Source organism: Streptomyces achromogenes (assembly GCF_030816715.1).
Taxonomy (GTDB): domain Bacteria; phylum Actinomycetota; class Actinomycetes; order Streptomycetales; family Streptomycetaceae; genus Streptomyces; species Streptomyces achromogenes_A.
This window is the reverse complement of sequence record NZ_JAUSYH010000001.1, coordinates 2,921,407-2,943,716: the sequence shown is the minus strand read 5'-3', so window position 1 is coordinate 2,943,716 and position 22,310 is coordinate 2,921,407. Positions and strand designations below refer to the sequence as shown.

Below are 22,310 nucleotides of genomic sequence, written 5' to 3'. Positions count from 1 at the left end.
CGTGTTACCTCAACCGATTAAGCCGACAGCAGTGTTTTCCCGGCCGCCGGGCGACCGATGTGCACCGTCTGCTCACTCATGACCGGAAAGCTCCGGGATGGGTCTGCTCCCGCACCGACACGAACTGCTGGCGCACCGCCTGGCCCACGGCCAGGTCCTCACCCGGGTCGAGGACCTGTGCCGCCGCCCCCTGCCAGGCCGGCGGCGTCCGCGGGTCGAGCGTGCCCTGCGAGGCCCCGAGCGCCCACGCGGCCTGCCGGGCCGCCCCGATCGCCGCGTAGTCGGCCGGCTGCGGCACCACGACCTGCGCGCCGAACAGCGCGGGCGCCGCCGACTGCACCGTCGGCAGCTCGGCCGCCGCCCCCAGCAAGAAGACCCGCCGCACGTCCACGCCCCGGCCGCGCAGCACGTCCAGCGCGTCCGCGAGCCCGCACAGCATGCCCTCGAAGGCGGCCCGCGCGAAGTGCTCCGGCTTCATCGACTCGCGTCGCAGCCCGGCCAGCGTGCCGGCGGTGTGCGGCAGGTTCGGCGTCCGCTCGCCCTCCAGGTACGGCAGCATGACCAGCCCGTGCGATCCCGGCGTCGACTTCATCGCCAGGTCCGACAGCGCGTCCAGATCGGGCGCCCCGACCAGCTCGGCCGCGCCGCGCAGGGTCCGTACGGCGTTCAGCGTGGTGACGACGGGCAGATGCATGCCGGTCGCGTCCGCCAGTGAGGTGATCATCCCGCTCTGGTCGACGAGCGCCTCGGGGTGCACGGCCATCACGGACCCGGAGGCCCCGAGTGACACCACCGCGTCGCCCATCCCCAGCCCGAGCCCCAGCGCCGCCGCCATCGTCTCGCCGGTCCCGGCGGAGATCAGCAGCCCCTCCGGAGTGGTGCCGGCCGCGTCGGACGGTCCGATCACCTCGGGGAGCATCGCCTGGTGGCCGAGCGCCAGCTCGACGAGATCGGGCCGGTATCCGCCGGTGGCGGCCGACCAGTACCCGGTGCCGGAGGCGCCGCCGCGGTCGGTGGTCCGGCGCACCGGCCGCCCCAGCAACTGCCACACCAGCCAGTCGTGCGCCTGCAGCAGCACGGCGCTGCGTGCGGCGGCGTCGGGCTCGCTCTTCGCCAGCCAGCGCAGTTTGGTCACCGGCTGCGCCGCCTGGGGCACGCATCCCACCGCCTGCGCCCACGCCTCGCGCCCGCCGAGCGCGTCGACCAGGTCGGCCGCCGCGACCTGCGCCCGCTTGTCCCCGCCGACCATCGCCGGCCGCACGGTGTTGCCCTGCGAGTCCAGCGGCACGACCGCGTTCTGCTGCGCGGACACGCCGATGGCCTGTACGCCTTCGAGCAGCCCGCCGCCCGCGGCCTCACCCAGGGAAAGCAGCCAGGCCTGCGGGTCGACGTCGGACGGCCGGCCGCCGCCCTCGGCGCCCTCCACCGGATGCGGCGCGTATCCCTGCCGGAGCACGGCTCCGGTGTCCGCGTCGCAGACGACGATACGAGTGAAATCGGGCGAACTGTCCAACCCGGCGACTATCCCCATGCCGAAAATTCTGCCGCACGCCGGGCCCGGATGCGGCCGTCGGTCGCTTCCGGGCCCGGCGGGAGGGCCGAACGGGGCCGCCGCCCGCCGTCACGGGAGCGTCGTCAGGTGTTGCTCGTACCCCAGTCGTCCCCGCCCGCGCCGTTGACGTTGCGGTCGCGCAGCGAGCGCACCCGGCCCGCCACCGACTCCGGCATCCGGTCGCCGACCTTGTCGCTGACCGCGTGGTACGCCTTGCCCGCGTACTGGCGGCCCTGGTGGGCGGCGGTCTCGGCGGTGTTGCGCACGGCGGGGTTCTGGGCGACCTGCCGCGCCGACTTCTTCAGCTGCTCGTAACGCTCGCGCCCGGCGCGCGTGCCCAGTACGTAACCGACAGCCAGTCCGACGACGAACGTGAGCTTGTAGCGCATGACGGCCACCCTTCCTCGAGTAGGTCCCTGGCACGACACCGGCGCCGGGGGGAACCGATTGGCGGAGCACCCCCCTGCTTGCGCTAATGTATGTGTCGCAGCGAGCGAGCGCTTCCTGGCGAATACCCAGCTAGGCACGTTCGATGCGACGAGGCATTCCCCTGTAGCTCAATTGGCAGAGCAGCCGGCTGTTAACCGGCAGGTTACTGGTTCGAGTCCAGTCGGGGGAGCTCGGTCCCCTGTAGCTCAATTGGCAGAGCAGCCGGCTGTTAACCGGCAGGTTACTGGTTCGAGTCCAGTCGGGGGAGCATCGTGAACGAGGACCCCGTCGGGGTCCTTTTTCATGTCGGCGGGACGTGCAGGCCAGGGCGCAAGTCCTCCCGGGCGTGCAAGGTCGACCAGCCGGAGCGTGAGATCGTATGAGCGGCTATGCTGCGGCAGACGGCGCGCACACCTGTACGCGACACGCCGCTATGGGGCGGTAGCTCAGCCGGTTAGAGCAGCGGACTCATAATCCGTCGGCCGTGGGTTCGAGTCCCACCCGCCCCACCTGTGCAGGCTTCTGACCTGCGGAAACGTTCCTCGTGAGGTGTCGGGCCGTCAACTTTCGCTGAACGGACTGAATCCGCTGCTCGCGAGTTCGGAGCGGGGCGAGGATCTTGCTCCCTCGCTGGGCAGACGTCGTGCTGACCTGCGGGAATGCTGACGAGCGGAGCTTGAGCCGACGAGCCGGCAACATCTCCTCGACCTTACTTTCATGATCGTGGGGACGTGTTGGGGACGCGGGGATTCAGTGGGGTCCGTCGGCTACCGTCCGCAGGCCCTCTGTTTGCCGTCCGGGAGGCCTCTGGGCGGGGCTACTGACCGGGTCCGACCACAACTTCGAGGAGCCCGATCACGTCGGCACCAGGCCGTGAGTGGCTGGTGCGCGCGGACGGAAACTGCCCGAACTGAAACGGCCCAGGTGTTCCGATGAGTGGCTCGACCGTGGGGCCGCCGTCGCTCACGCTGTGATGCGGTCCCCGCAGAGGCATGGACTGCGGAGAGCGCGCCGACGCCCGTGGCGAGGGTGCCCAGCAGGATCCGGAGCGCGGTTTAGGGTAGGAACGGTTGCAGGCGGGCGTAGAGGTAGCCGCCAGCGCTCCTCGGCCGACGAGGATCGGGCCGAGCAGGGGACCGCCACCCATCCCGTAGATACCCCCAGTGACGCCGACGGCCAGGGAGAGCGATGTCGTCGCGTCAGGTGATGACAGGCGGGTGCCGTCGGCTGGCGCTGGGTGCACGGTCCGCAGCCGCAACCCGAGCGGCAGCGCGGCAATGAGGAGGCTGAAGATCCGTGGGCCCGCAGTTCGAGGCCCTCCTGGCACGGGAGAAGAGGCGTACGACGGCCGTTCCGGATCCGCAACACGCCTACCTGCTGATCGACGGTGCCGCCGTTTGTGGCAAATGCGCTCACGCTCTCCATGCGCTCGCTCCAACGCGGAGACTCCCGGATACCGGTGCCGTCACCAAGGCTCCCGCAGGCGGCGAGGCTGCCGGGCGTCCCCGGTCGACCGCGGCAAACAGGGCCTGAAACGCTCGGGCATGATGGACGGATACGGCATTCCGCTGGGCCGTGGCCTGGCCGGTGCTAACCGTCATGACTCCCCACTGCTCGCCACGACCCTGGACGCCCTCGGGCCGTTGCCCGAGGACATCACCGTGCACCTGGACGCCGGCTACGACTCGGAGAGGACCCGCGCTCTGCTCGACGAACGCGGCTCTCACGGCGGGAAGGCAAGAAGGCGCCGAAGAGCACGCTGGCTCGGTGTCCCTTTGCTCAGACCGCGGGCGGTGTCGCGGCTCAGCCGTGATGCTGCTGGGGCTTGGCCAGGTCACCGGTTTCCATGTAAATTTCCTGCACCGCCTCGACCTTCACGCCGAACCCGTGGAAACCGCTCGGTGGCGCAGTGGCAAAGAAGTCCCCGTCAACGGTTTCCGGGGGAACCACCCGCTGGTCACGACGGTCGTTCCGCCCGCCGATGCGGACCGGTTCGGCCACAGCGAAGCGTTCCCCGAAGAACCTCTCCAGGGTGGCGTCGTCGTCGGGTAGCCGTTCTCCGGCCATGTTGGTCGCGGTGCCGGGGACGGGCCGAACGGTAAGCAGATGGTCGAAGTTGGGTGCCCCGGTGATTCTGTGGGCGAGATGCAACTGCCCTCCATGACCGAAGCAGAGGCAGGCAAGCTCGTTGTCGTCCGAGTGCTCCGCCAGCACATCGAGCTGATCGAAGTACACGACACTCTGGACGGTCACGACCGTACGTTCGGCGAGTGGGGGGTGTTGTCCTCCCTCCCGCTCGAAGTGACCACAGCAGATCTTGCCAGTCATCGACGTCCGCCGCGGGCCATCCCCGTGCGGGTCGAGGTGGCTCATGGGGAAGGCATCGGGAACGAACGTGTCGTATGGCTCATCGGGCACGACATGCCGATGCGAGCGGACCACCGAGCCGACAGCGCCGTCCAGACCAACCTCCAGGATGACCTGGAAATTGTGCGGTGCCATGAACATCGGCAGATGCGACATATAGAGCACCTCTTTGCCGAAAAGCAGCATGCCGTGGGTCCCGAGGGTCCCGTCGCCCTCATGGCCGTCATGGCCATCGTGGTGCGCCTGGGGTCCGTGATGCATGTCCATCGTTGCCCCTTCGATCAGCGGTGATGCGTTGAAGTGACGGCTGCCCAAAGGCCCCGGTCGCGGAGAACCACCGGTTTCCGGAGGGGCCACCCGTGGACAGACAGCTGCTCTCCGGTACCGACTTGGTGCTGCACCGGCTGTGGCCGGGCCCGCATATGGTCAGGCCGCCTGGCGCCCTACGGCATTTCACCGATTACGCCCAGCTCCGGCCGATTTGGTGGCCCGTGGTCTTGGACCATCTGGTCGAGCCATGGGTGTCCCTGAAGGCAAACTACGTGAATCGCCTGACGGACTTCCCTGTTGTGTAGGTCTTCCGCGGGCCTTCTCGCGTCGTGGCGCGCGTATGCATCGGGCGACCGAGCAACGGAACGGAAAGCGGAGATCCGCCCCTGGTGGTTTGCGGCGAGGGGCGAGGCTTGCGTCGGCGGTCAGTAGAACCAACGCCCGCTCCCTGAATCATTACATACGTTGATATTATCGCCGTAGTCGGTCTGATGCTGGCCATCGCCAATCGGCAGTCATCAGAAGTCGCGCCCTGGCGCGCTCGAGAGTGGCCTGGGCGGTGGCTGGGGCGCCGCCGTAGTGGCTTTCCGGGGCGCTGGACACCGTGCGGACCGTCATGGCGATGTTGAGGGTGTCACCATCGGTGACGCTCAAGAACCGGTAGTCGTTGGCGGCTGGCTGGGGCCCATGAAGTCGAGATCGACCACAGCTGCGATCCCAAAGGTTGGCCCGAGGCCGCGAGGGTGGCAACCGACAGAGATATCACGGCTGATCACGGGCTTTTCGATGGGGACCGTCTGCCGGTGCCATAGCGATTCCTGGCTCCGGCCATCGTCAAACCGTCGGGGACGATGTGTTTGCGGCACCGCGTGTTGCGGGCTCGGTCCGGTCGAGGCCGACGAGAACTTCCACCCGTACGCCGCCAAGCCAATCCCACCGTGCCCAACCAAAGCTCTGCAGCGGCGCGCCTCCCTTCTGGAGGTGGTTACGGAGAGTACTCTCCGAGTGACCTGGCGAGACCGTAACGGGGGCTGCGTGAGGCGATATTGGCGGCATGGCTTCTGGGTAATGGCGGTGATCGTCACCGGATTGGTACTCGTCGTGGCGGCACGCAACGGTGGACTGGGTGACGCCACCAAGTTGACCACGGTGCTGGGTTTCGGTGTATCCGTGATGGGCCTGGCGATCAATTTGTTTCGCACCAGCGCGCCAGAGGCTGGCAGCCCGACGTCCGCCGAACTGCTGGACCGCTACTGCGATCAGTTGGCGGTTGCCGTCAGAGAACAGTGGCAGACCGAGTGGCGGCTACGGCGATTGCAGGACCCGGATCCCTTGCAGGTGTCCTGGGCCCTGGCGGAACCCTGGCTCGCCGACCAATGGGACGATGCCCAAGACCGGACGGCATTGGACGACCGCTTGGAGCACATCACAACGGTTTTCAACCGAGTACCGGCCAAGCGGCTGGTCTTACTGGGCGGCCCCGGAAGCGGCAAGACCGTTCTGGCGGTCCGCTTCACCCTTGATCTCCTACAGTATCGTCAGTCCGGCGAACCCGTGCCGGTGATTTTCTCCCTCTCCAGCTGGCGGCCTGACCACGAGAGTCTGCACGACTGGATGGCGGCCACCCTCGCGACCACCTACCCAGGGGCCACATGGAGTGGCGAGCTTCTGAGCGCGCACCGTGTACTTCCAGTCCTTGACGGGCTCGACGAGATCCCCGAACCCCTGAGGGCACAGGCCATGCACCGGCTGAACGCGGAACTCGATCCCGGCAGCCCCGTCCTCCTGACCTGCCGCACCCAGATCTACGCGGAGGGAGTCGAAAGCGGCGACGTGTTCACCTCAGCTGCTGTGGCCGAGCTCCGGCCACTGCCATTCGACGACGCATGCGCCTATCTCGTCCGGACCGCCCGCCCTGTTCGCGGCGTCGACGGCCAGCGCACCACACGTTGGGACCCGGTGCTCGCCCACGTCCGCGCCCACCCTGGCAGCCCACCCAGCCGAGCGTTGCGCCAGGTCCTGAAGACACCACTGATAGTCGCAATGGCACGCTCGGTATACGGCGAATCCGCAGCCGACCCTGCGGAACTACTCGATCCACGCTTCAGCGACCCCACAGCACTGGAAGCGCACCTGCTCGAAGCGTTCGTGCCCGCTGCTTTCCGTGACTCTCCTGACGCGGACCAAGCTTGCCGCTGGCTCGGCTTCCTGGCCATTCACTTGGAACGGCACCACCTTCGCGACCTGGCATGGTGGCAGCTGGTTCTGGCCCTCCCATGGCCGATTCGCACGCTCGGCCCCATCCTGCTCCTGGGATGCCTGGCCATGGTGATCAGCCTCGCCGCGGTGAAGACGACAGGCCCCATGGTGCCCGTCGTCACGGCCTCGGTCCTGGCCGGCGTGACTATCGGCTACCTGGTCCTTTCTCGCAGCCGGACGCCACCATCCCAAGGCCCCCCACCCCACCAGCGTCGCATTCCGCTCGGATTCTTCCTGGCCCTGACGATCGCCGCTTGCCTGGGCGTCGTCGCCGGCTCGACAGGGAACCTCAGCTTCCCCTACGGCACCTTCACACCCACAGGAGGTGGGTGGCTCAATTCAGTAGCCATGGCAATCACCGCAGGCCTGGCCGCCGCCGTGGTCCTAGCCGTCATGGGCATCACCGGCGTCCCCCTGCCCTCCACTGCCTCTTTCGCGCGAAACCCACGGACACGTTCCCCGTTCCACCGGACCCTGAGCACAGCGGCTCTTCTACTCTTCGGCTGCGCCGCGTGCCTAACCCCAGCACTTTTCCTTCCCTTCGGGTTCGGCTTTATTGTCTGGGCTCCGAGCGCGGCTCTCATCACACTCTCCGCTGCGGCCGGCCTCGGCCTGCTGTCCGGGCTGCTGACCGTACGTGACCGGCGCCACGCCTCACGGGTCCGGGCGGCAGGTCTCCACGTAACCACGCAAGACCGTCGTCCACGTCGCCGTGCTATCCGGGCGATGAGCCGGGCGGTCGCCGTTGGTCTGGTCTCGGGATTATTTCTCGGTATCGCTTTCGGCCTGGCCCAGGCCAGCGCACTGGCGATTCGAGCCGACAGACAGGGTGATTTCCCCAAGCAGGCCGTTCTGCACTCCTTGCCGGACGGAACTCGGTACACGGTCACGCCGAACGGCTGGTGGAACGGCCGACTACCGGGCGGAGGCAAATTCGTCCGTACTCCCGGCTCCGTTCACGGCGTCGTCGCTCACGACCCCGACGGCAGCCGGTACGCGGTTACGGCTTCCTCCGCCGACGATGCCTGCACCGGTCGGACACTATGCACACCCTTCTACGGCCCCATCGAGCTCCACCTTGCTCATGGCACATACGACGACGAGCGGGTGAAGTTGCCCAATGGCGACTTCGTCGGCGAATACGACTTCGAGAATGAGCTGCCCTCGGAAAATGAACACTGGCTGTACGCAGGCGACCCCGGCCCCCTGTTTCGTGATGCCTCCGTGTCCGGCTTGTGGGCAGGCCTCGCCATCGGCGTGATCAGCGGCGTCGCAGCGGGTCTGCATCGCTGGCTGATCACGCCCGTCGACATCTCACGGGCCCTGAGCCCGATCGCCAGCCTGCGCACCGACCGCACGACTGCAGCCACCAGAGGCATCATCGTCTTCTACTTCGGCATCTTTGCCACGGGGTTTTTGATCACGCTCATGCACTGGCCAGACAGCACCTACGAGGCGCTGGTCATCTGGGGCCTGGCCGGGCCGCTGGCCCTCATCCTGAGCGCCTGGGGATGGCTGCTAGCAGCCCGCCTGTGGCTGTGCGGGTCCAGCCGACTGCCTTGGCGTCTCATGGCCTTCCTCAACGAGGCCCACAGTCGGGGAGTACTACGGCAGGTGGGCGGGGTGTACCAATTCCGCCACGCCCGACTGCAGGAGCAACTGGCGATCACTTCCAACCACCTGACATCGCCTGAAAGAGGGCAATAGTGGTTTCGCCGCAGCTTTCGGGGAGGATCCTCTCCGCGGTGGAAGGGAAGACCGCTGCGAACGAGTTCGAACCCCCGTCTCAAGGTGGCGCGATGGCCGTCCGATGCCTCCGCCGGGTACTTGTGAGGCCTGGTGAGGACGCGTTGGGGACGCAAGGATAGGAACAGACTGACAAGGATCAACTGACGCTGACATCGTGCACGGCGTTTGACCTGCGGAAACGCCATGGATCGGCGTAGAAACGCAAAGGCCGCCAAGATCCTCAAAGGACTCATAATCCGTCGGCCGTGGGTTCGAGTCCCACCCGCCCCACCTGTGCAGGCTTCTGACCTGCGGAAACGTTCCTCGCGAGGTCTCGAAGCGTCAACTCTGGTTCAACGGACTGAATCCGCTGCTCGCGAGTTCGGAGCGGGGTGAGGATCTTGCTCCCTCGCTGGGCAGACGTCGCGCTGACCTGCGGGAATGCTGGCGAGCGGAGCTTGAGCCGACGAGCCGGCAACATCTCCTCGACCTCATTTTCATGATCGTGGGGACGTGTTGGGGACGCGGGGTTGCAGTGGGGTCCGTCGGCCCCCGTCCGCAGGCTCTCCGTTCGACGTCCGGAAGGCCTCCGGCCGGGACTGCCCACCGGATTCGACCACAGCTTCGAGGAGCCTGATCGCACCGGCACCAGGACGTGAGGGGCCGGTGCGCGCGGACGGAAACTGCCCGAACCGAAACGGCCCAGGTGTTCCGACGAGTGGCTCGATCGCGCGGCCGCCGTCGCTGCCGCCATGAAAGGCGTGACCGTGTGCCGGGTGAAGGCCCCGCCGCGCACTGGGCGCTGTCCACGCGTCGGCGCGCCATGCTCTGGGGGACCCCATCACAGCGTCCTGCAGGGCGGGGCCCACTCGTCTGCGATCACGATGCGGATGCCCGCTTCGGCGAGCGCCTCGTTGAGGCCGATCTCCTGTGTGGCCATCGACTTGACCTTGACGACCTCGCTCTCGCCGGTCGCCTGAACCAGCCGTGTCACGATGGCGTTCGCCTCGGCCGCGTTCGACGCCCAGTGGACCGTGCCGCCGGCGACGGTCACCGTTTCCTCCAGCCGAAGCAGATGTTGGTCGAGGTGACGCAGGGTGCGGCGCTTGAGGGCTGCCGCAGTCTCCCGCAGTTCCTCCCAGTCGTCGAGCTCGGCGGTGGCCGCCAGCCGCTTGTCCCGGATGGTGCCGGTAGCCCTGCGCAGATTCGCCCGCAGCCGCGTGTCGGCGAGCGCGGTGCGTGCCGCCTCGGGGGAGGCCGGGGTACCCAGCCATACGACGTTGTCCGCGCCGCCCATCGTCCGTCTCCTTCCGTGGAGGCCAGGATCTCGGCCAGGTGCAGAGTGGCGACGCCGGTACGCAGCCGGGACAGGCCGCCGCCGATGTGCGTCAGGCAGGAGTTGTCGCCCGCGCACAGGTACTCGGGCGCCGGTGTCCAGGACATGACGCATCTTGTCGGCCAGCATCGCGTTGGACACGTCCGCGTTCTTCAGCGCGAAGGTGCCGCCGAAGCCGCAGCAGGACTCGGCGTCCGGCAGTTCGAGGAGGTCGATGTCCTTCACGGCGCGCAGCAGCCTGAGCGGCCGGTCGCCGACACGGAGCATGCGCAGGGAGTGGCAGGTCGGGTGGTAGGTGACCCGGTGGGGGAAGCGGGCGCCGACGTCGGTGAGGCCGAGTACGTCGACGAGGAGTTCCGACAGCTCGTACACCGTCGACACCACCTGCTCGACCGCGCCGACGAGTTCGCGGTCCCCGAACTGGGCGGCCACCACCCGATGGTGGTCGCGCACCATGCCCGCGCAGGACCCGGAAGGGGTGACCACGGCGTCGTAACCCGCGAAGACCTCCGCGAATCGGGACACCATGGGCAGGGTCTCGGGGCGGTACCCGGTGTTGAAGTGCATCTGGCCGCAGCAGGTCTGGCCCTGCGGGAACTCCACGGTGTGGCCGAGCCGTTCCAGCAGTTCGGTCACCGCCTGGCCGGTGCGGGGAAACATCATGTCGTTGAAGCAGGTGATGAAGAGAGCTATGCGCATGGTGCTTCCTGGGTGGCCGGGGGGCCGGTGACGGTCAGGCCGTAGGTCCGCAGGGCGGTTCCGGTGAAGACCTCGTGTCGTTCGGAGGGGGCGAGGGAGGCTGTCAACTCCTTTGCCGCGGCGATGACCTCGGCGTAGGTGGCGGCCAGTCGGCAGACCGGCCAGTCGGAGCCGAACATCAGCCGCCGCGGTCCGAAGGCGTCCAGGATCGTGTCCGCGTACGGCCGGAGGTCCTGGACGCTCCACCGGTCCGGGTCGGCCTCGGTCACCAGGCCGGAGAGCTTGCAGACGGTGTTGGGCAGCGAGGCCAGCAGGCGTACGGGGTCCGCCCATGGCCGCAGCTCGCCCGAGGTGATGGGGGGCTTGCCCGCGTGATCGAGGACGAAGGTGAGGCCGGGAAGCAGCCGGGCGGCATCAAGCGCGGCCGCGAGCTGATGAGGCCTGACGACCAGGTCGTACACGAGACCCGCTTCGGCCACCGCAGCGAGCCCGCGCAGTACGTCCGGCCGCAGGAGCCAGCGTGGATCGGATTCGCCCTGCACCTGGTGGCGGATGCCCACCAGGTGCTCGCCACCCGACCCCTCCCGCAGTGCCACGAGCGCGCGGGCGACATCCGGTGAGGTCAGGTCGGTCCAGCCCACGACGCCGGCCACCAGGTCGCTGTTCTTCGCCAACGCCAGGAACTCGGGCGTTTCCTCCGGCACGTCGATCGTCTGGACCAGGACCGTCGCGGTGACGCCGGCCGCCCGGGCCTCGGGCTCCAGGTCAGCGAGCAGGAAGTCGCGGCGCAGCGGGGCGAGTTCCGGTCCGGTGATCCAGCCCTGGTCCCGGACGGAGAGGTCCCACACGTGGTGGTGCGCGTCGATGACACCCTCAGCGATGGTCTCCTCCACAGCGGTCACCTCCACGACTGCTCGACTCCTGCGCCGGGCGACCGGCTTCGCCGACCGGTGTGGATACGGGGACGGGGACGTGCGGCGGCAGCAGTCGCTCGGCGCTCAGTCCGTCCCAGAGCGCGGCCGGTACCGGTCGCCGCATCTGGTCCACCGTGTCGCGGACCTCCTCGGCGGAACGCGCGCCGGACAGTACGCTCGCGACCGCGGGATGGCCGAGCGGGAAGCGCAGAGCGGCAGCGCGCAGCGGTACGCCGTAGCGTTCGGTGACCGCCTTCATCCGCAGGGCCCGGTCCAGTACCTGCTGGGGGGCGGGCGCATAGTCGTACATGGACCCGGGTTTCGGGTCGGTGAGCAGGCCCGAATTGAACACCCCGCCGACGATGACCTTTTTTCCCCGGGCAGCGGCCTGCGGCAGCACTTCCACAAGCCCCTCCTGCTCCAGCAGGGTGTAACGGCCGGCGAGCAGGATCACGTCGATGTCGGTCTCACGCAGGAAACGGGCGGGAAGTGGGCACTGGTTCACGCCGATGCCGATCGCCTTGACGACGCCTTCACCGCGCAGCCGTTCCAGCGCGGGGTACGCCTCGGTGAGAGCCTGCTCGGCGTGGTGGTCCGGGTCGTGCAGCAGGGCGATGTCCACACGGTCCAGGCCGAGGCGGTCCAGGCTCGCTTCGAGAGAGCGCAGGACGCCGTCGGAGCTGAAGTCCCAGACGCGGCGGTGAGTGCCGGCCACGGCGAAGCCGTGGGCGAGATCGTCGCCTTGGCGGTTTTCGAGGTTGGGTTGGAGCAGCCGCCCGACCTTGGTGGAGACGGTGTACGTGTCACGGTCGCGGCCGCGCAGCGCGGCCCCCAGGCGTCGCTCCGACAGCCCGAGTCCGTAGTGCGGGGCGGTGTCGAAGGTGCGTACACCCGCGTCCCAGGCCGCCTCGACCGTGGCGAATGCGGCCTCGTCGGTGACCGGTCGGAAGAGGTTGCCGATGCCGGCGGCCCCGAACGACAGCTCGGTGACCTTGACACCCGTGCTGCCCAGCGTCGTCTCTCTCATGCGCCGGCCGCCGGGCGCAGCCGGAGCCCCTGCATGCCACCGTCGACGGCCAGGGCGATGCCGGTGACGGACCCAGCCGCCGGGCTCGCCAGGTAGACCACGGCCGCCGCCACCTCGTCCGCGGTCACCATGCCGGGGCGGGCCACGGGTGCTCCGACCCGTACACCGTCCGTGTCCAGCTCGGGCAGACTTCCCGCCGCGACCGCCGCCCGGGCCCGCTCGATTCCGTCCGAGGCGAGGAAGGCGCCGTCGATGTCGGAGGTGACGGAGGACAGATCGAACAGCCGGCCCTCCTCGATGCGGACGGCGGGCCGCTCCTCGCCGGGCGCGCCGACTCGTACAAGTTTCACTGGGTGTTCCTTGCCATGGGTGGGTGTCAGGTGGCTCGGGCGAGGGACGGAGGACAGGGGACGACCGTCACGGTGTGCCGGACTCGCTCAGATGCCAGATCTCGTTCAGGTCCGACCATGTGCCCCCGGTGCCGGTGTCGGCCCAGGACTCCTGGCAGGGGTCGGTGAGCTTCCACCAGGCCTGGGTGGTTGGGTCGGCGGCGATGGTGGCCATGTCGGCCTCGAAGTCGTCGCCGTGGTACTCGAAGTAGGCGAACAGAGTGTTCTCGCGCAGGAAGATGCTGTAGTTGCGGATGTTCGCGGCCCGCAGCGCGGCCTCGACGCCCGGCCAGACCGCGGAGTGCAGGCGCAGATACTCCTCACGGTGCTCGGGCCGCAGGCGGACCGTCTGGGCAACCCGCTTCATCAGGTTCCTTCCGGTAAGGATGGTCGGCGTTGCCGGGCAGCCCGCCGCGGAACGCCGGTTGGATACGGGGCGGCGCCAGGGGAGTGGCCGCCGCCTCACTCCTTCGTCGCGCCGGCGAGCATGCCGGCCACCAGGGCTCGCTGGGAGAAGAGGAAGACGATCAGGACCGGCACGATGGTCACGAGGGTGGCCAGGGCCAGTTCGGGCCGCATGATCTGGTTTCCCGTGCCGCTGGAGGTGTTGAACAGCGGGGAGGCGGCGAGCAGGTTGTTCAGCCCCACCTGCGCCGGATACTGGGAGCTGTCGGGCAGCATCACGAACGGCAGGAAGAAGTTGTTCCAGTTGCCGACGAAGTTGAAGAAGCCGACCAGGGCGATCACGGGCTTGGCGAGCGGCATCGCGATGAGACGGAAGACCTGCCATTCCGAGCAGCCGTCGATCCGTGCGGCGGACAGCAGGTCGGAGGGGACGTTGGAGGAGAAGTAGATGTAGGTGAGGTAGACCCCGAACGGGAAGAAGGAGAAGGGCAGGATCACCGACCAGATCGTGCCGTCCAGGTGCACGGCGTTCATCCCCAGGTACAGGGGCAACACCATCGCGGCCGTCGGCATGAGCATCACGAGCATGGTGATGGTCAGCAGCATCCGGCGCCCGATGAACTGGGTAAGGGCCAGCGCGTACCCGGCGGGGACCGATGTCACCAGGGTGATGGCCAGTGCGCCGAATGTGTAGAGCGCCGAGTTCTGCAGCCAGGTGAGGATCGCGCCGTCCTGGAATGCGTACAGGTGGTGCCAGGCGTCGGCGACTTTGCCGAGCGAGCCGAACGAGAACGGGTTGTCCCGCACGATCTGGCTGTCGGTCTTGGTCGTGGCCAGCAGGAGCCACGCCACCGGTACGCAGAAGAACAGCGTGAACAGGCCCATGACGATGAGCCAGGTCAGCCGGGCGGCCAGTGAGCGTGGGCGGCGCGTCCGGCGCATGGGTTTCCTCGGGCTGGTGCGGTCGTCGGCACGGTGGCCCGGCGGGGTTCGGCGGGCTGTGATGGTGGGAGCTGTGGTCATCCTGTGTCCCTGTCGAACAGGCCGGTGCGGAAGACGACGAGCACCGCGCAGGCGAGGCCCAGGATGAGGAGGTCGACGGAGAGCGCCGCCGCGCCGTTGAAGTCGCCTGCCTGGAAGGCGTACTGGTAGGAGAGCTGGTTCGGTGACCAGCTGTCGGGGATCATGCCCCAGCTGGCGAGGGAGACCAGTTGCGGCTCGACGAAGAGCTGGGTGCCGGCCGCGAAGGCCAGGATCAGCATGTAGGCGATCCACTTGGTGATCATGGGGATCTGGATGCGCAGGGCGATCTGGAGCGTGCTGGCGCCGTCGATGCGAGCGGCCTCGAGGATTTCGTCGGGGATGCTGTTGAGCGCGCCGTACATGACCACGATCCAGCCGCCGGCCCCGGTCCAGAAGGCGATGACGGTGAAGAGTGCCGGCAGGTGACCTGGGGCGTTGACCTGGGCGAGGCTGTCCCAGCCGAAGCTCTTCAGCAGCCAGCCGACGGGACTGGCGGCCGGGTCGAGGAGGATCAGGAAGAGCAGTACGCTCGCCACTCCGGCGAGGGCGCCCGGCAGGTAGAACAGGAACCGCAGGCTGGTGGAGGTCCTGCGCATGCGGCCGTGCAGCATCAGCGAGAGCAGCACCACCAGGATCATCAGGCTGGCCAGCCACACCACCAGGTACAGGCCGATGTGGAGGAAGGCCGGTCCGAAGCGGTAGTCGGCGAACGTCCGGGTGAAGTTGCCGATTCCGACGAGTTGGTTGCGGGAGTTGGACAGCGCCAGCCATACCGCGTAACCGGTGGGCAGGACGCCGAAGGCGAGGAGGAGAAGGACGTAGCCGGAGACGAAGGCGTATCCGGCGCGTCCGACCGGGTTGCGGGCCGAGCGGCCGCCGCGGCGGCCGCTCCGCTCCGTTGCGGGGTGGGTGGTCATCGGTCCGCTTCGCTAGTTGACGGTGTATCCGAGGGACTTGGCCTTGTCGGTGATGGCCGTCTGCCAGGTGTCCAGGGTGTCGATGAGGGTCTTGCCGGAGTTCAGGGCTGGGATCACGGTGGAGGAGTAGATCGCCTCCTGGCTGTACTGGGTGGCGGACCAGCCGGGCCAGATCAGTTCCGCGGCTTCCTCGAAGACGGGGCTGATGTCGTTGGCGAAGTAGCCGGTGCTGCGCTGGTTGACGAGCCATGTGGTGGCCGCCGGCTTGTACGCGGGATACGTGCCGGCGGTTGCCTGGTAGTCGTCGGAGGTCGTCATCCAGGTCGCCAGGTCGGAAGCGGCCTTGAGGTTCTTGCTGTGCGAGGAGACGAACCACAGGCCGCCGCCGACGTTGCCGGTGTAGTTCTTGGCGTCACCCTCGAACTTCAGCGGCGAAGCAGCGGCGATCTTGCCCGCGGGGATCTTGAACGTGGAGTTGAAGAGCACCTGGCCGAACCAGGACGGGCCGGGGAGCATGAGGACCTTGCTCGCCTGGTTCTTGATGAAGCCGGCGCTGAAGACGGTGTCCTTGGCGACCGATCCCTTGGCGATCAGGCTGTCGAGCAGCTTGGCCATCCGGGTGCACTTGGAGTCGTGCAGGTCCACGGTGACCTTCTTGGCGCCGGTCGTGGTGCTGGCGGTGCACTGGCTCGCCCAGAAGTACACCTCGGGCGTCCAGGCGTCCCCGGCGGTTCCGACCAGGTATCCGGGGTGTTCCTTGGCGACCCGCTCACCGAGAGCCTGGTAGTCCTCCCAGGTGGTCGGGACGGAGTAGCCCCACTTGCCCATGAGCTCCTTGTTGTACCAGAGCACGTTCTGCGCCAGGTCGTTGCGCAGACAGTAGGTGCTGCCGTTGGCCTTGCACGGGTTCAGCGCGCCGTGCGCGAAGCCGTTCAGGGTCGACAGCGGGATCAGGCCCTTGTCGACGGGAGCGGCATAAGGGGTCTTGCCCTGGGATGCCCAGGTGCCGTCGTTGACGTTGGCGCTGAAGGCGACGTCCGGCCACCCGCTGCCGGAGCGGTCGAACAGCTGGACCTTGGTCTGCAGGTCGTTGGCGCCGTTGGCGTCCCCGCTGTACGTGACGATCTTCAGCTTCACGTCCGGGTGCGTCTTCTGGTACGCCTGCACGCCCGGCACGCGGGTGGCGTCGGCCCAGACCGTGATCTCACTGCCCTTCTCCTGGGCGACGGGCTTGAAGGCCGCCGGGGAAGAAGCCGTCGTGGGGGTGGGGTCCGCGCTGCCGCAGGCAGCGAGCGCGAGCAGGGAGACGGCGCCCAGGGCGGCGACGGCGGTGTGTCTGAGCGGTCGGCGGGAGGAAACCGGAACGTCGTTGTTCATGACTGACCTCGGATCTTGGAAAAGTGGCGCACCGCCGTGAGGGGCGCCGCGTTCGGGGTGTTGGGGATGGGGGGTCGGGTCTGGGGTTCCGGTCGTCATGCCCGGGGTGGGGTGACGGTCTCCTTGTCGACAAATGACTGGAGGACGGGAGGGTAATCCAACCCCGCCGGGAGGGCGACGCCCGGACCGGTGGGAGCGTGAACGAGGCCATGGGCGTCGATGCCGCTTTCACGGCTGATGGGATTGCCCATGACCAGCGACTCGTAGTACGTGGTGTTCGAGATGGCCATGCACAGGTGCCGGTTGGGGATCTCCGGCCCGTGCACCTCGGCGCGCAGCCGGTAGGCGTCGGCGAGGTGGGCGGTGCGCATCGCGCCGGTGAAGCCGCCGCGCAGTTGGGTGGAGGCGCGGACTCCGAAAGTGGCGGCGCCGGCCTGGATGAAATCGGCCGAGTTCATGTGCGCCCCGTCGGAGGTCTCCGCCACGAGGAGGGGAACGGCCACCGCGTCGGCGAGACGCTTGTACGCGGTGACGCTGAACTCCCTCATCGGCTCCTCGTACCAGAGGTAGCCGGCGTCCGAGAGGGCGTGCCCGAGATAGGTGGCGTCGGGGAGGTCGAAGCCCGCCGACCCGTCGAACATCAGCGGGACGTCGTCGCCCACATGCTCGCGCAGTGCCACCGACAGGCGGGCGTCGCGGCGGGCATCACCCCAGGCATGGAGCTTGATGGCGGGGTAGCCGAGCTCCAGGGCCTGGTCGGCGATGTCCAGATACTCCTCCACCGAGGAGTACGTGACGGTGGAGGCGTACGCCGGTATGGAGGTGCGGTAACCGCCGAGCATCTGCCACGTGGGCCGGTCGGCGAGCCGTCCGGCCAGGTCCCACAGCGCGGTGTCGACCAGTCCCAGCAGGTAGAGCGGTAGCTCCTCCGTGCGGTCCAGCTCCCACATGCGGTGCCAGAGCCATTCCCGTTGCAGGGGATCCTGCCCCACCAACTCGTTGCGGAGCACCCGGTTCAGCAGGTCAGCCAGGATGACCCCGCTGCCCCGCCGGGGGGCCATTGCCACCCCCTCGGCCCCTTCGTCCGTGCGGATGCGCAGCACCGCGGCCTCACCGTCGGCCGGGCTGCCCAGGAGTCCGTCCCGCCAGACGAAGGACGGGCTGGCTCCCGGCACCCGGACCGGATGGCATTCGACTGCGGTGATGTGCACGGCTTGCACTCCTTGGGAGCGGGAAGTACTGCTGCGAAATTTTCGTGTAACGTAAGTCGTCATACGAATGCTGTCAAGAAGTTCCGCCCAGTAGACTCGCCGTCATCCGCAGCAGCAAGGGGGTCCGCATGGCCAAGGACAACGTCGGCAGAGCAGGGGAGTCGGCCGTTCTCAAGCCCTGGCCCAAGCGTCCGGCCCGGCTGGCGCAGGCCGTCATGGAAAGCCTTACCGAGACGATCGTGTCGGGCGCCATTCCTCCCGGATCGACCCTGCCGGTCGAACCCGAGCTCTGTGAGACGTTCGGCGTCAGTCGCATCACCATCCGCGAGGCGGTCAAGTCCCTGGAGGCCAAGGGGCTGGTCCTCGCCCGGCAGGGTTCCGGCACCACCGTGACCCCGCCCGAGGAGTGGAACCTCCTCGACCCCGTCGTGCTCGCCGCCACCGTCCAGCACGACGACCAGCTGGTCGTTCTCGACCAACTGGTCGACATCCGCTCGACGCTGGAAGCCCAGATGACGGCACAGGCCGCGGCGCTGGCCGCCGACGACGACCTGCGAGCCATCGAGCGGCTGCTCGCCCGCCTCGACGAGGAGACTGCGGTCCCGGCACGCTTCATCGAGACCGATGTGGTCTTCCACGACCGGATCATGCAGGCATCCCGCAACAGGCTCGGGCGTTCCATCATCCGGATCCTGCACGCCCAGGCGCGCACGACGTACCTCTACAACGGCACTCCGGACGCGACCGCGTGCGAGCGGGCCAACGCGGAGCACCGCGCGGTCGCCGAGCGGCTGCTGGCCCGGGACTCCGAGGGGGCCGCGCAGGCCATGACGGCGCACATCCAGACGGCGTGGAGTCGCCGCCGCTTGCCGAATGTGAGCTCCCCCGCCTCCTGAGGGCATTCCGCCCACCCCGCCCCCGTGCCGATCGGCCGGGGGCTTTCGCATGCCCGAGCCGACTGCGGCCTCCCTCTGTGAGTGCGATCTATTGACGAAATTCGTATGACGTCTAATGTTGCAGCCCTCTTTCCCTTCCCCTCTGGGCCCTCGGCTCTTTCCCTGGCCTCCATGGGCACGGCAGTCCCTCTGAACCACCAGGAAGGTGTCACGTGCGAACAGACCGCATCCGCCCCGCGGTTCCCGACCGTTTCAGATCATGGCTGGCCGCAACTGCTCTCATCGGTGCCTCGGCCGCCGCGGTCCTCGTCCCGGCCGGTCCCGCCTTCGCGGTCGGCACGACGCTCTATGCCTCGCCGAGCGGTTCCGGCACCGCCTGCTCCGCGAGCCGGCCGTGCTCCCTCACCCAGGCCAAGACCACCGTGCGGGCGATCAACCACTCGATGAAGGCCGACATCACCGTCGAGCTCGCCGACGGCGTCTACCGGCTTTCCGCGCCGCTCACCTTCGCCTCGGCGGACTCCGGCACCGGCGGCCACACGGTGACCTGGAAGGCCGCTCCCTTCGCGCACCCGGTGGTCTCCGGCGCCAAGAAGGTCAGCGGCTGGACCGTGCAGGACTCCACCAAGAACATCTGGAAGGCCTCGGTCGGCAAGGGGATCGACACCCGGCAGCTCTTCGTGGACGGGCTCCTGGCGACTCGCGCCCGCACCGCGGTGCCACGCTCCAGTCTGACGCCCACCGCCACCGGCTACACCTTCACCAGCAGTTCGCTGAGCTACCTGAACAGCCTTGCCGACCCCGGCCGGGTCGAGGTGGAGGGCGCCGACTCCTTCACGAACCGGTATTCGCCTGTCTCCGGCATCAGCGACAACGTGATCACGATGGAGCAGCCGGCCTGGAACAACAACACCTTCGGCTACGACACGATCACGAGCCCGTACCAGGACACCGCGTTCTATCTGGAGAACGCCTACGAGTTCCTCGACACGGCCGGTGAGTGGTACCTCGACCCGACGACCGGCACCCTGTACTACAAGCCGCTGCCCGGGCAGACCATGTCGAGCGCGGACGTCGAGCTTCCGCGGCTCGAGTCCCTGCTGGACATCGGCGGCACGTACGCGAAACCGGCGCACGACCTGGCGTTCTCCGGAATCCAGTTCTCGCACACCAGCTGGCTGCAGCCCAGTGGCCCGCAGGGCTATGCCAGCCAGCAGACCGGCGCCTTCATCTACGGCAGCTGGGACCGGCCCTCGGACGCGCCGGCCTCGTGCCAGTCCGGTTGCAAGCTCTTCGAGGCCACCCGCCCGCACTGGCACCAGATGCCGGCCGCGGTGCAGGTCTCGGCCGCCCACGACATCGCCTTCACCGGTGACCGATTCACCCAGCTCGGCCAGGTCGCGGTGGGCATCGGCAACGACGCCAATGCCCACGCCTCGGGAGTGGGGCTGGGCGCCGACACCGTCAGTGTCACGGGCAGCGTCTTCACCCAGAACGCGGGCGGCGGGGTCGCCGTGGGGGGCGTACAGGCCGACGCCCATCACCCCAGTGACAGTCGGATGACCAACCAGAACATCACCGTCTCCAACAACGTCTTCCACGACATCGCGCTGGACTACCGCGACATGTCGGCGGTGCTGGCCACCTACGTCTCGACGATCGACATCACGCACAACGAGATCTACAACATGCCCTACTCGGGCATCACCATCGGCTACGGCTGGGGCTCCAACGACCCAGGCGGCAGTCCCGACTACCAGAACCGGGGCCTGTACGACTACCAGCCCGTCTACACCACGCCCACCACGGCGAAGAACAACCACATCGACGGCAACTACATCCATGACGTGATGCAGTCCATGAACGACGGCGCCTGCATGTACACCCTGTCGGACTCGCCGGGCAGCACCCTGGACGGCAACTACTGCACGATCAACGACAACTATTTCGGGTTCTACTTCGACGAAGGCTCCCGGCACTACAGCGCGAGCGGCAACGTCTTCCGCCAGACCGGCACCTGGGCGCATGAGAACAACCAGGGCGGCAACTACACCGGTGCCCTCACACTGACCGGCAACTGGACCTCCAACACAGGCACCGACGTCTTCGACGGGCAGCGCGGCAACACGGTCACCGGGACCGTGAACGTCACCAACGGCAAGTGGCCCAGCGGCGCCAGGGCCGCCATGGCGGCGGCCGGAGTCCAGCCCGCCTACCGGGCGATAACCGCGGGCCCCGTCACCACCCCCTACTCCACCTACTCCTCCGTACCCGCCGACATCGGCCAGTCCGGCACCACCCTCACCCTCACCGACACCGGCAAGGACATCTGGGCGAAGCGTGACTCCTACAGCACCGCGTACCTGAAGAAGGCCGCCACCTCGGGCACCACGATCACCGCTCGGGTCGACCACCTCGACGCCACCGATCCCTGGGCCAAGGCAGGTGTGGTCCTGCGCAACAACCTGCGCGGCAGCGGCTCCGCTTCCGGCTACGCGGTCATGGTGTCGACCCCCGGTCACGGAGTCGCCTTCCAGTACGACTCCAACGGCGACGGGCGACTCGACAAGAGAGCCACGGTCTCCGGCACCCCGGCCGCAGTCTGGGTCCGCCTGACCCGCACCGGCAGCAAGGTCAGCGGGTTCTACTCGACAGACGGCACCACGTTCACCCAGGTCGGCCGCACCGTCGCCCTCGCCTCGGCGGCCACCGCTCAGGACGTCGGCGTGATCCACACGGCGAACTCCAGCACTGTGGGCAGTGCGGTGCTCAGCGACCTGACCGTCACCACCTCCCCTTACCAGGCGTACTCCTCCATCCCTGCGGCCCTCGTCGACCGCGGCGGCAGCTACTCGCTGACCGGCGCGGGAGTGGACACCTGGGCATACGGCACCCAGTACGACGACGAGTACGGGGCGATCTACCGTCCGGCGGCCTTCGCCAGCGGCAACACCGTGACGGTTCGCGTCGACAGTCAGAAGAGCGGCAGTGGCTGGAGCAAGGCCGGCATCATGATCCGCAACAGCGTCAGCGGCACGGGTTCCTCGCCGGGATACGCGGTCTTGGCCATCACCCCCGGCAATGGCGTCACCCTCCAGTGGGACGACAACTCCGACGGCTATCTCGACCAGTACACCTCTGGCGCGGCCACCACGACGGCACCCGTCTGGCTCCGGCTGACCCGCGACGGCACCACCCTGACCGGCTCGTACTCGACCGACGGCACCTCGTGGACCACCGTGTCCTCGACGGCAACCCTCACCGGAGCGGCGGCCATCCAGGACGCCGGGATGTTCTTCACCGCGCACAGCGGCGTCGCCGGTGCCGCCGACATGAGCGACTTCACCATCACCTGAACCGACGGCGGACAGGGGCGGAGCCCCGACGGCGGCGGCCGACCAGATACCGGCCGGCCGCCGCCCAACCAACGTTGCAGGCTCAGCAAGAGGGGATCACGCCAGGGAACCTGGAGCCGCGATATCGCCTCGCCCCCGCGCCGGCCGGCCCGGGG

The 22,310-nt window shown here is 68.2% G+C and carries 14 protein-coding genes, 3 tRNA genes and 3 pseudogenes; 7 read left to right on the top strand and 13 right to left on the bottom strand.

Annotated elements, in window-relative coordinates; genetic code table 11:
- Nucleotides 1–76: 76 nt before the first annotated feature.
- The gene (locus QF032_RS13300; protein ID WP_307056070.1) at nucleotides 77–1,531 is read right to left on the bottom strand and encodes a xylulokinase; all 1,455 of its coding nucleotides are present in this window, start codon (nucleotides 1,529–1,531) and stop codon (nucleotides 77–79) included.
- A 104-nt stretch (nucleotides 1,532–1,635) separates the two neighbouring features.
- A complete protein-coding gene (locus QF032_RS13295; RefSeq protein ID WP_057574869.1) occupies nucleotides 1,636–1,941 on the bottom strand; it encodes a hypothetical protein in 306 nt (101 codons plus the stop codon).
- Nucleotides 1,942–2,098: 157 nt separating this feature from the next.
- Between QF032_RS13295 and QF032_RS13290 the strand changes: the two genes are divergently transcribed.
- The 4 genes and pseudogenes from QF032_RS13290 to QF032_RS13270 all read left to right on the top strand — a co-directional run.
- Nucleotides 2,099–2,171: transfer RNA gene (locus tag QF032_RS13290), tRNA-Asn, on the top strand.
- Between the two features lie 5 nt (nucleotides 2,172–2,176).
- A tRNA-Asn gene (locus QF032_RS13285) sits at nucleotides 2,177–2,249 on the top strand.
- Nucleotides 2,250–2,416: 167 nt separating this feature from the next.
- Nucleotides 2,417–2,490 (top strand) — tRNA-Ile (locus tag QF032_RS13280).
- Nucleotides 2,491–3,439: 949 nt separating this feature from the next.
- Nucleotides 3,440–3,711: pseudogene (locus QF032_RS13270) on the top strand (transposase); the annotation flags it as partial.
- 73 nt (nucleotides 3,712–3,784) lie between these two features.
- Here QF032_RS13270 and QF032_RS13265 read toward each other — a convergent pair.
- Complete coding sequence (locus QF032_RS13265; protein ID WP_307060571.1) at nucleotides 3,785–4,615, bottom strand: hypothetical protein; 831 nt, start codon at nucleotides 4,613–4,615, stop codon at nucleotides 3,785–3,787.
- A 1,071-nt stretch (nucleotides 4,616–5,686) separates the two neighbouring features.
- Here QF032_RS13265 and QF032_RS13260 point away from each other — a divergent pair.
- The gene (locus QF032_RS13260; protein ID WP_307056069.1) at nucleotides 5,687–8,584 is read left to right on the top strand and encodes an NACHT domain-containing protein; all 2,898 of its coding nucleotides are present in this window, start codon (nucleotides 5,687–5,689) and stop codon (nucleotides 8,582–8,584) included.
- An 862-nt stretch (nucleotides 8,585–9,446) separates the two neighbouring features.
- Here QF032_RS13260 and QF032_RS13255 read toward each other — a convergent pair.
- The 10 genes and pseudogenes from QF032_RS13255 to QF032_RS13210 all read right to left on the bottom strand — a co-directional run bounded on the left by QF032_RS13255 (nucleotide 9,447) and on the right by QF032_RS13210 (nucleotide 17,903).
- Nucleotides 9,447–9,659 carry an LUD domain-containing protein gene (locus QF032_RS13255; RefSeq protein ID WP_307056068.1) on the bottom strand — a complete coding sequence of 71 codons (213 nt, stop codon included), beginning with the start codon at nucleotides 9,657–9,659 and terminating at the stop codon, nucleotides 9,447–9,449.
- Nucleotides 9,660–9,913: 254 nt separating this feature from the next.
- Nucleotides 9,914–10,640, bottom strand: a pseudogene (locus tag QF032_RS13250) ((Fe-S)-binding protein); the annotation flags it as partial.
- Complete coding sequence (locus QF032_RS13245) at nucleotides 10,631–11,542, bottom strand: amidohydrolase family protein (protein ID WP_307060242.1); 912 nt, start codon at nucleotides 11,540–11,542, stop codon at nucleotides 10,631–10,633. The pseudogene QF032_RS13250 and the gene QF032_RS13245, both read right to left, overlap by 10 nt.
- Nucleotides 11,514–12,581 (bottom strand): aldo/keto reductase, encoded by a 1,068-nt coding sequence (locus tag QF032_RS13240; protein ID WP_307056067.1) that lies wholly within the window; start codon nucleotides 12,579–12,581, stop codon nucleotides 11,514–11,516. The genes QF032_RS13245 and QF032_RS13240 overlap by 29 nt, the downstream gene beginning before the upstream one ends.
- 59 nt (nucleotides 12,582–12,640) lie before the next feature.
- Nucleotides 12,641–12,931: pseudogene (locus tag QF032_RS13235) on the bottom strand (fumarylacetoacetate hydrolase family protein); the annotation flags it as partial.
- A 67-nt stretch (nucleotides 12,932–12,998) separates the two neighbouring features.
- Nucleotides 12,999–13,337, bottom strand: coding sequence for an L-rhamnose mutarotase (locus QF032_RS13230; RefSeq protein ID WP_307056066.1), 339 nt, complete (start codon nucleotides 13,335–13,337; stop codon nucleotides 12,999–13,001).
- 95 nt (nucleotides 13,338–13,432) lie between these two features.
- Entirely contained in the window at nucleotides 13,433–14,317 is an 885-nt protein-coding gene (locus QF032_RS13225) for a carbohydrate ABC transporter permease (protein WP_307060240.1), read from the bottom strand.
- A gap of 77 nt (nucleotides 14,318–14,394) precedes the next feature.
- Entirely contained in the window at nucleotides 14,395–15,315 is a 921-nt protein-coding gene (locus QF032_RS13220; RefSeq protein WP_307056065.1) for a carbohydrate ABC transporter permease, read from the bottom strand.
- Between the two features lie 12 nt (nucleotides 15,316–15,327).
- Complete coding sequence (locus QF032_RS13215) at nucleotides 15,328–16,692, bottom strand: ABC transporter substrate-binding protein (RefSeq protein WP_307056064.1); 1,365 nt, start codon at nucleotides 16,690–16,692, stop codon at nucleotides 15,328–15,330.
- Nucleotides 16,693–16,787: 95 nt separating this feature from the next.
- Nucleotides 16,788–17,903, bottom strand: a complete 1,116-nt coding sequence (locus QF032_RS13210) for an enolase C-terminal domain-like protein (protein ID WP_307056063.1) — start codon at nucleotides 17,901–17,903, stop codon at nucleotides 16,788–16,790.
- A gap of 128 nt (nucleotides 17,904–18,031) precedes the next feature.
- On the opposite strand from QF032_RS13210, the gene QF032_RS13205 reads away from it, so the two are divergent.
- Both QF032_RS13205 and QF032_RS13200 read left to right on the top strand, forming a co-directional pair.
- The gene (locus QF032_RS13205; RefSeq protein WP_307056062.1) at nucleotides 18,032–18,799 is read left to right on the top strand and encodes a FadR/GntR family transcriptional regulator; all 768 of its coding nucleotides are present in this window, start codon (nucleotides 18,032–18,034) and stop codon (nucleotides 18,797–18,799) included.
- Nucleotides 18,800–19,011: 212 nt separating this feature from the next.
- On the top strand, nucleotides 19,012–22,155 hold the full coding sequence (locus QF032_RS13200) for a right-handed parallel beta-helix repeat-containing protein (RefSeq protein WP_307056061.1): 3,144 nt from the start codon (nucleotides 19,012–19,014) through the stop codon (nucleotides 22,153–22,155).
- The last annotated feature ends 155 nt before the right edge of the window (nucleotides 22,156–22,310 follow it).

Bases quoted from the DNA above. Each gene is read 5' to 3' on its own strand.
- QF032_RS13230 (WP_307056066.1), bottom strand. From the start codon at position 13,337: ATGAAGCGGGTTGCCCAGACGGTCCGCCTGCGGCCCGAGCACCGTGAG.
- QF032_RS13215 (WP_307056064.1), bottom strand. From the start codon at position 16,692: ATGAACAACGACGTTCCGGTTTCCTCCCGCCGACCGCTCAGACACACC.
- QF032_RS13205 (WP_307056062.1), top strand. From the start codon at position 18,032: ATGGCCAAGGACAACGTCGGCAGAGCAGGGGAGTCGGCCGTTCTCAAG.
- QF032_RS13260 (WP_307056069.1), top strand. From the start codon at position 5,687: ATGGCGGTGATCGTCACCGGATTGGTACTCGTCGTGGCGGCACGCAAC.
- QF032_RS13265 (WP_307060571.1), bottom strand. From the start codon at position 4,615: ATGGACATGCATCACGGACCCCAGGCGCACCACGATGGCCATGACGGC.
- QF032_RS13225 (WP_307060240.1), bottom strand. From the start codon at position 14,317: ATGCGCCGGACGCGCCGCCCACGCTCACTGGCCGCCCGGCTGACCTGG.
- QF032_RS13220 (WP_307056065.1), bottom strand. From the start codon at position 15,315: ATGACCACCCACCCCGCAACGGAGCGGAGCGGCCGCCGCGGCGGCCGC.
- QF032_RS13300 (WP_307056070.1), bottom strand. From the start codon at position 1,531: ATGGGGATAGTCGCCGGGTTGGACAGTTCGCCCGATTTCACTCGTATC.
- QF032_RS13295 (WP_057574869.1), bottom strand. From the start codon at position 1,941: ATGCGCTACAAGCTCACGTTCGTCGTCGGACTGGCTGTCGGTTACGTA.
- QF032_RS13240 (WP_307056067.1), bottom strand. From the start codon at position 12,581: ATGAGAGAGACGACGCTGGGCAGCACGGGTGTCAAGGTCACCGAGCTG.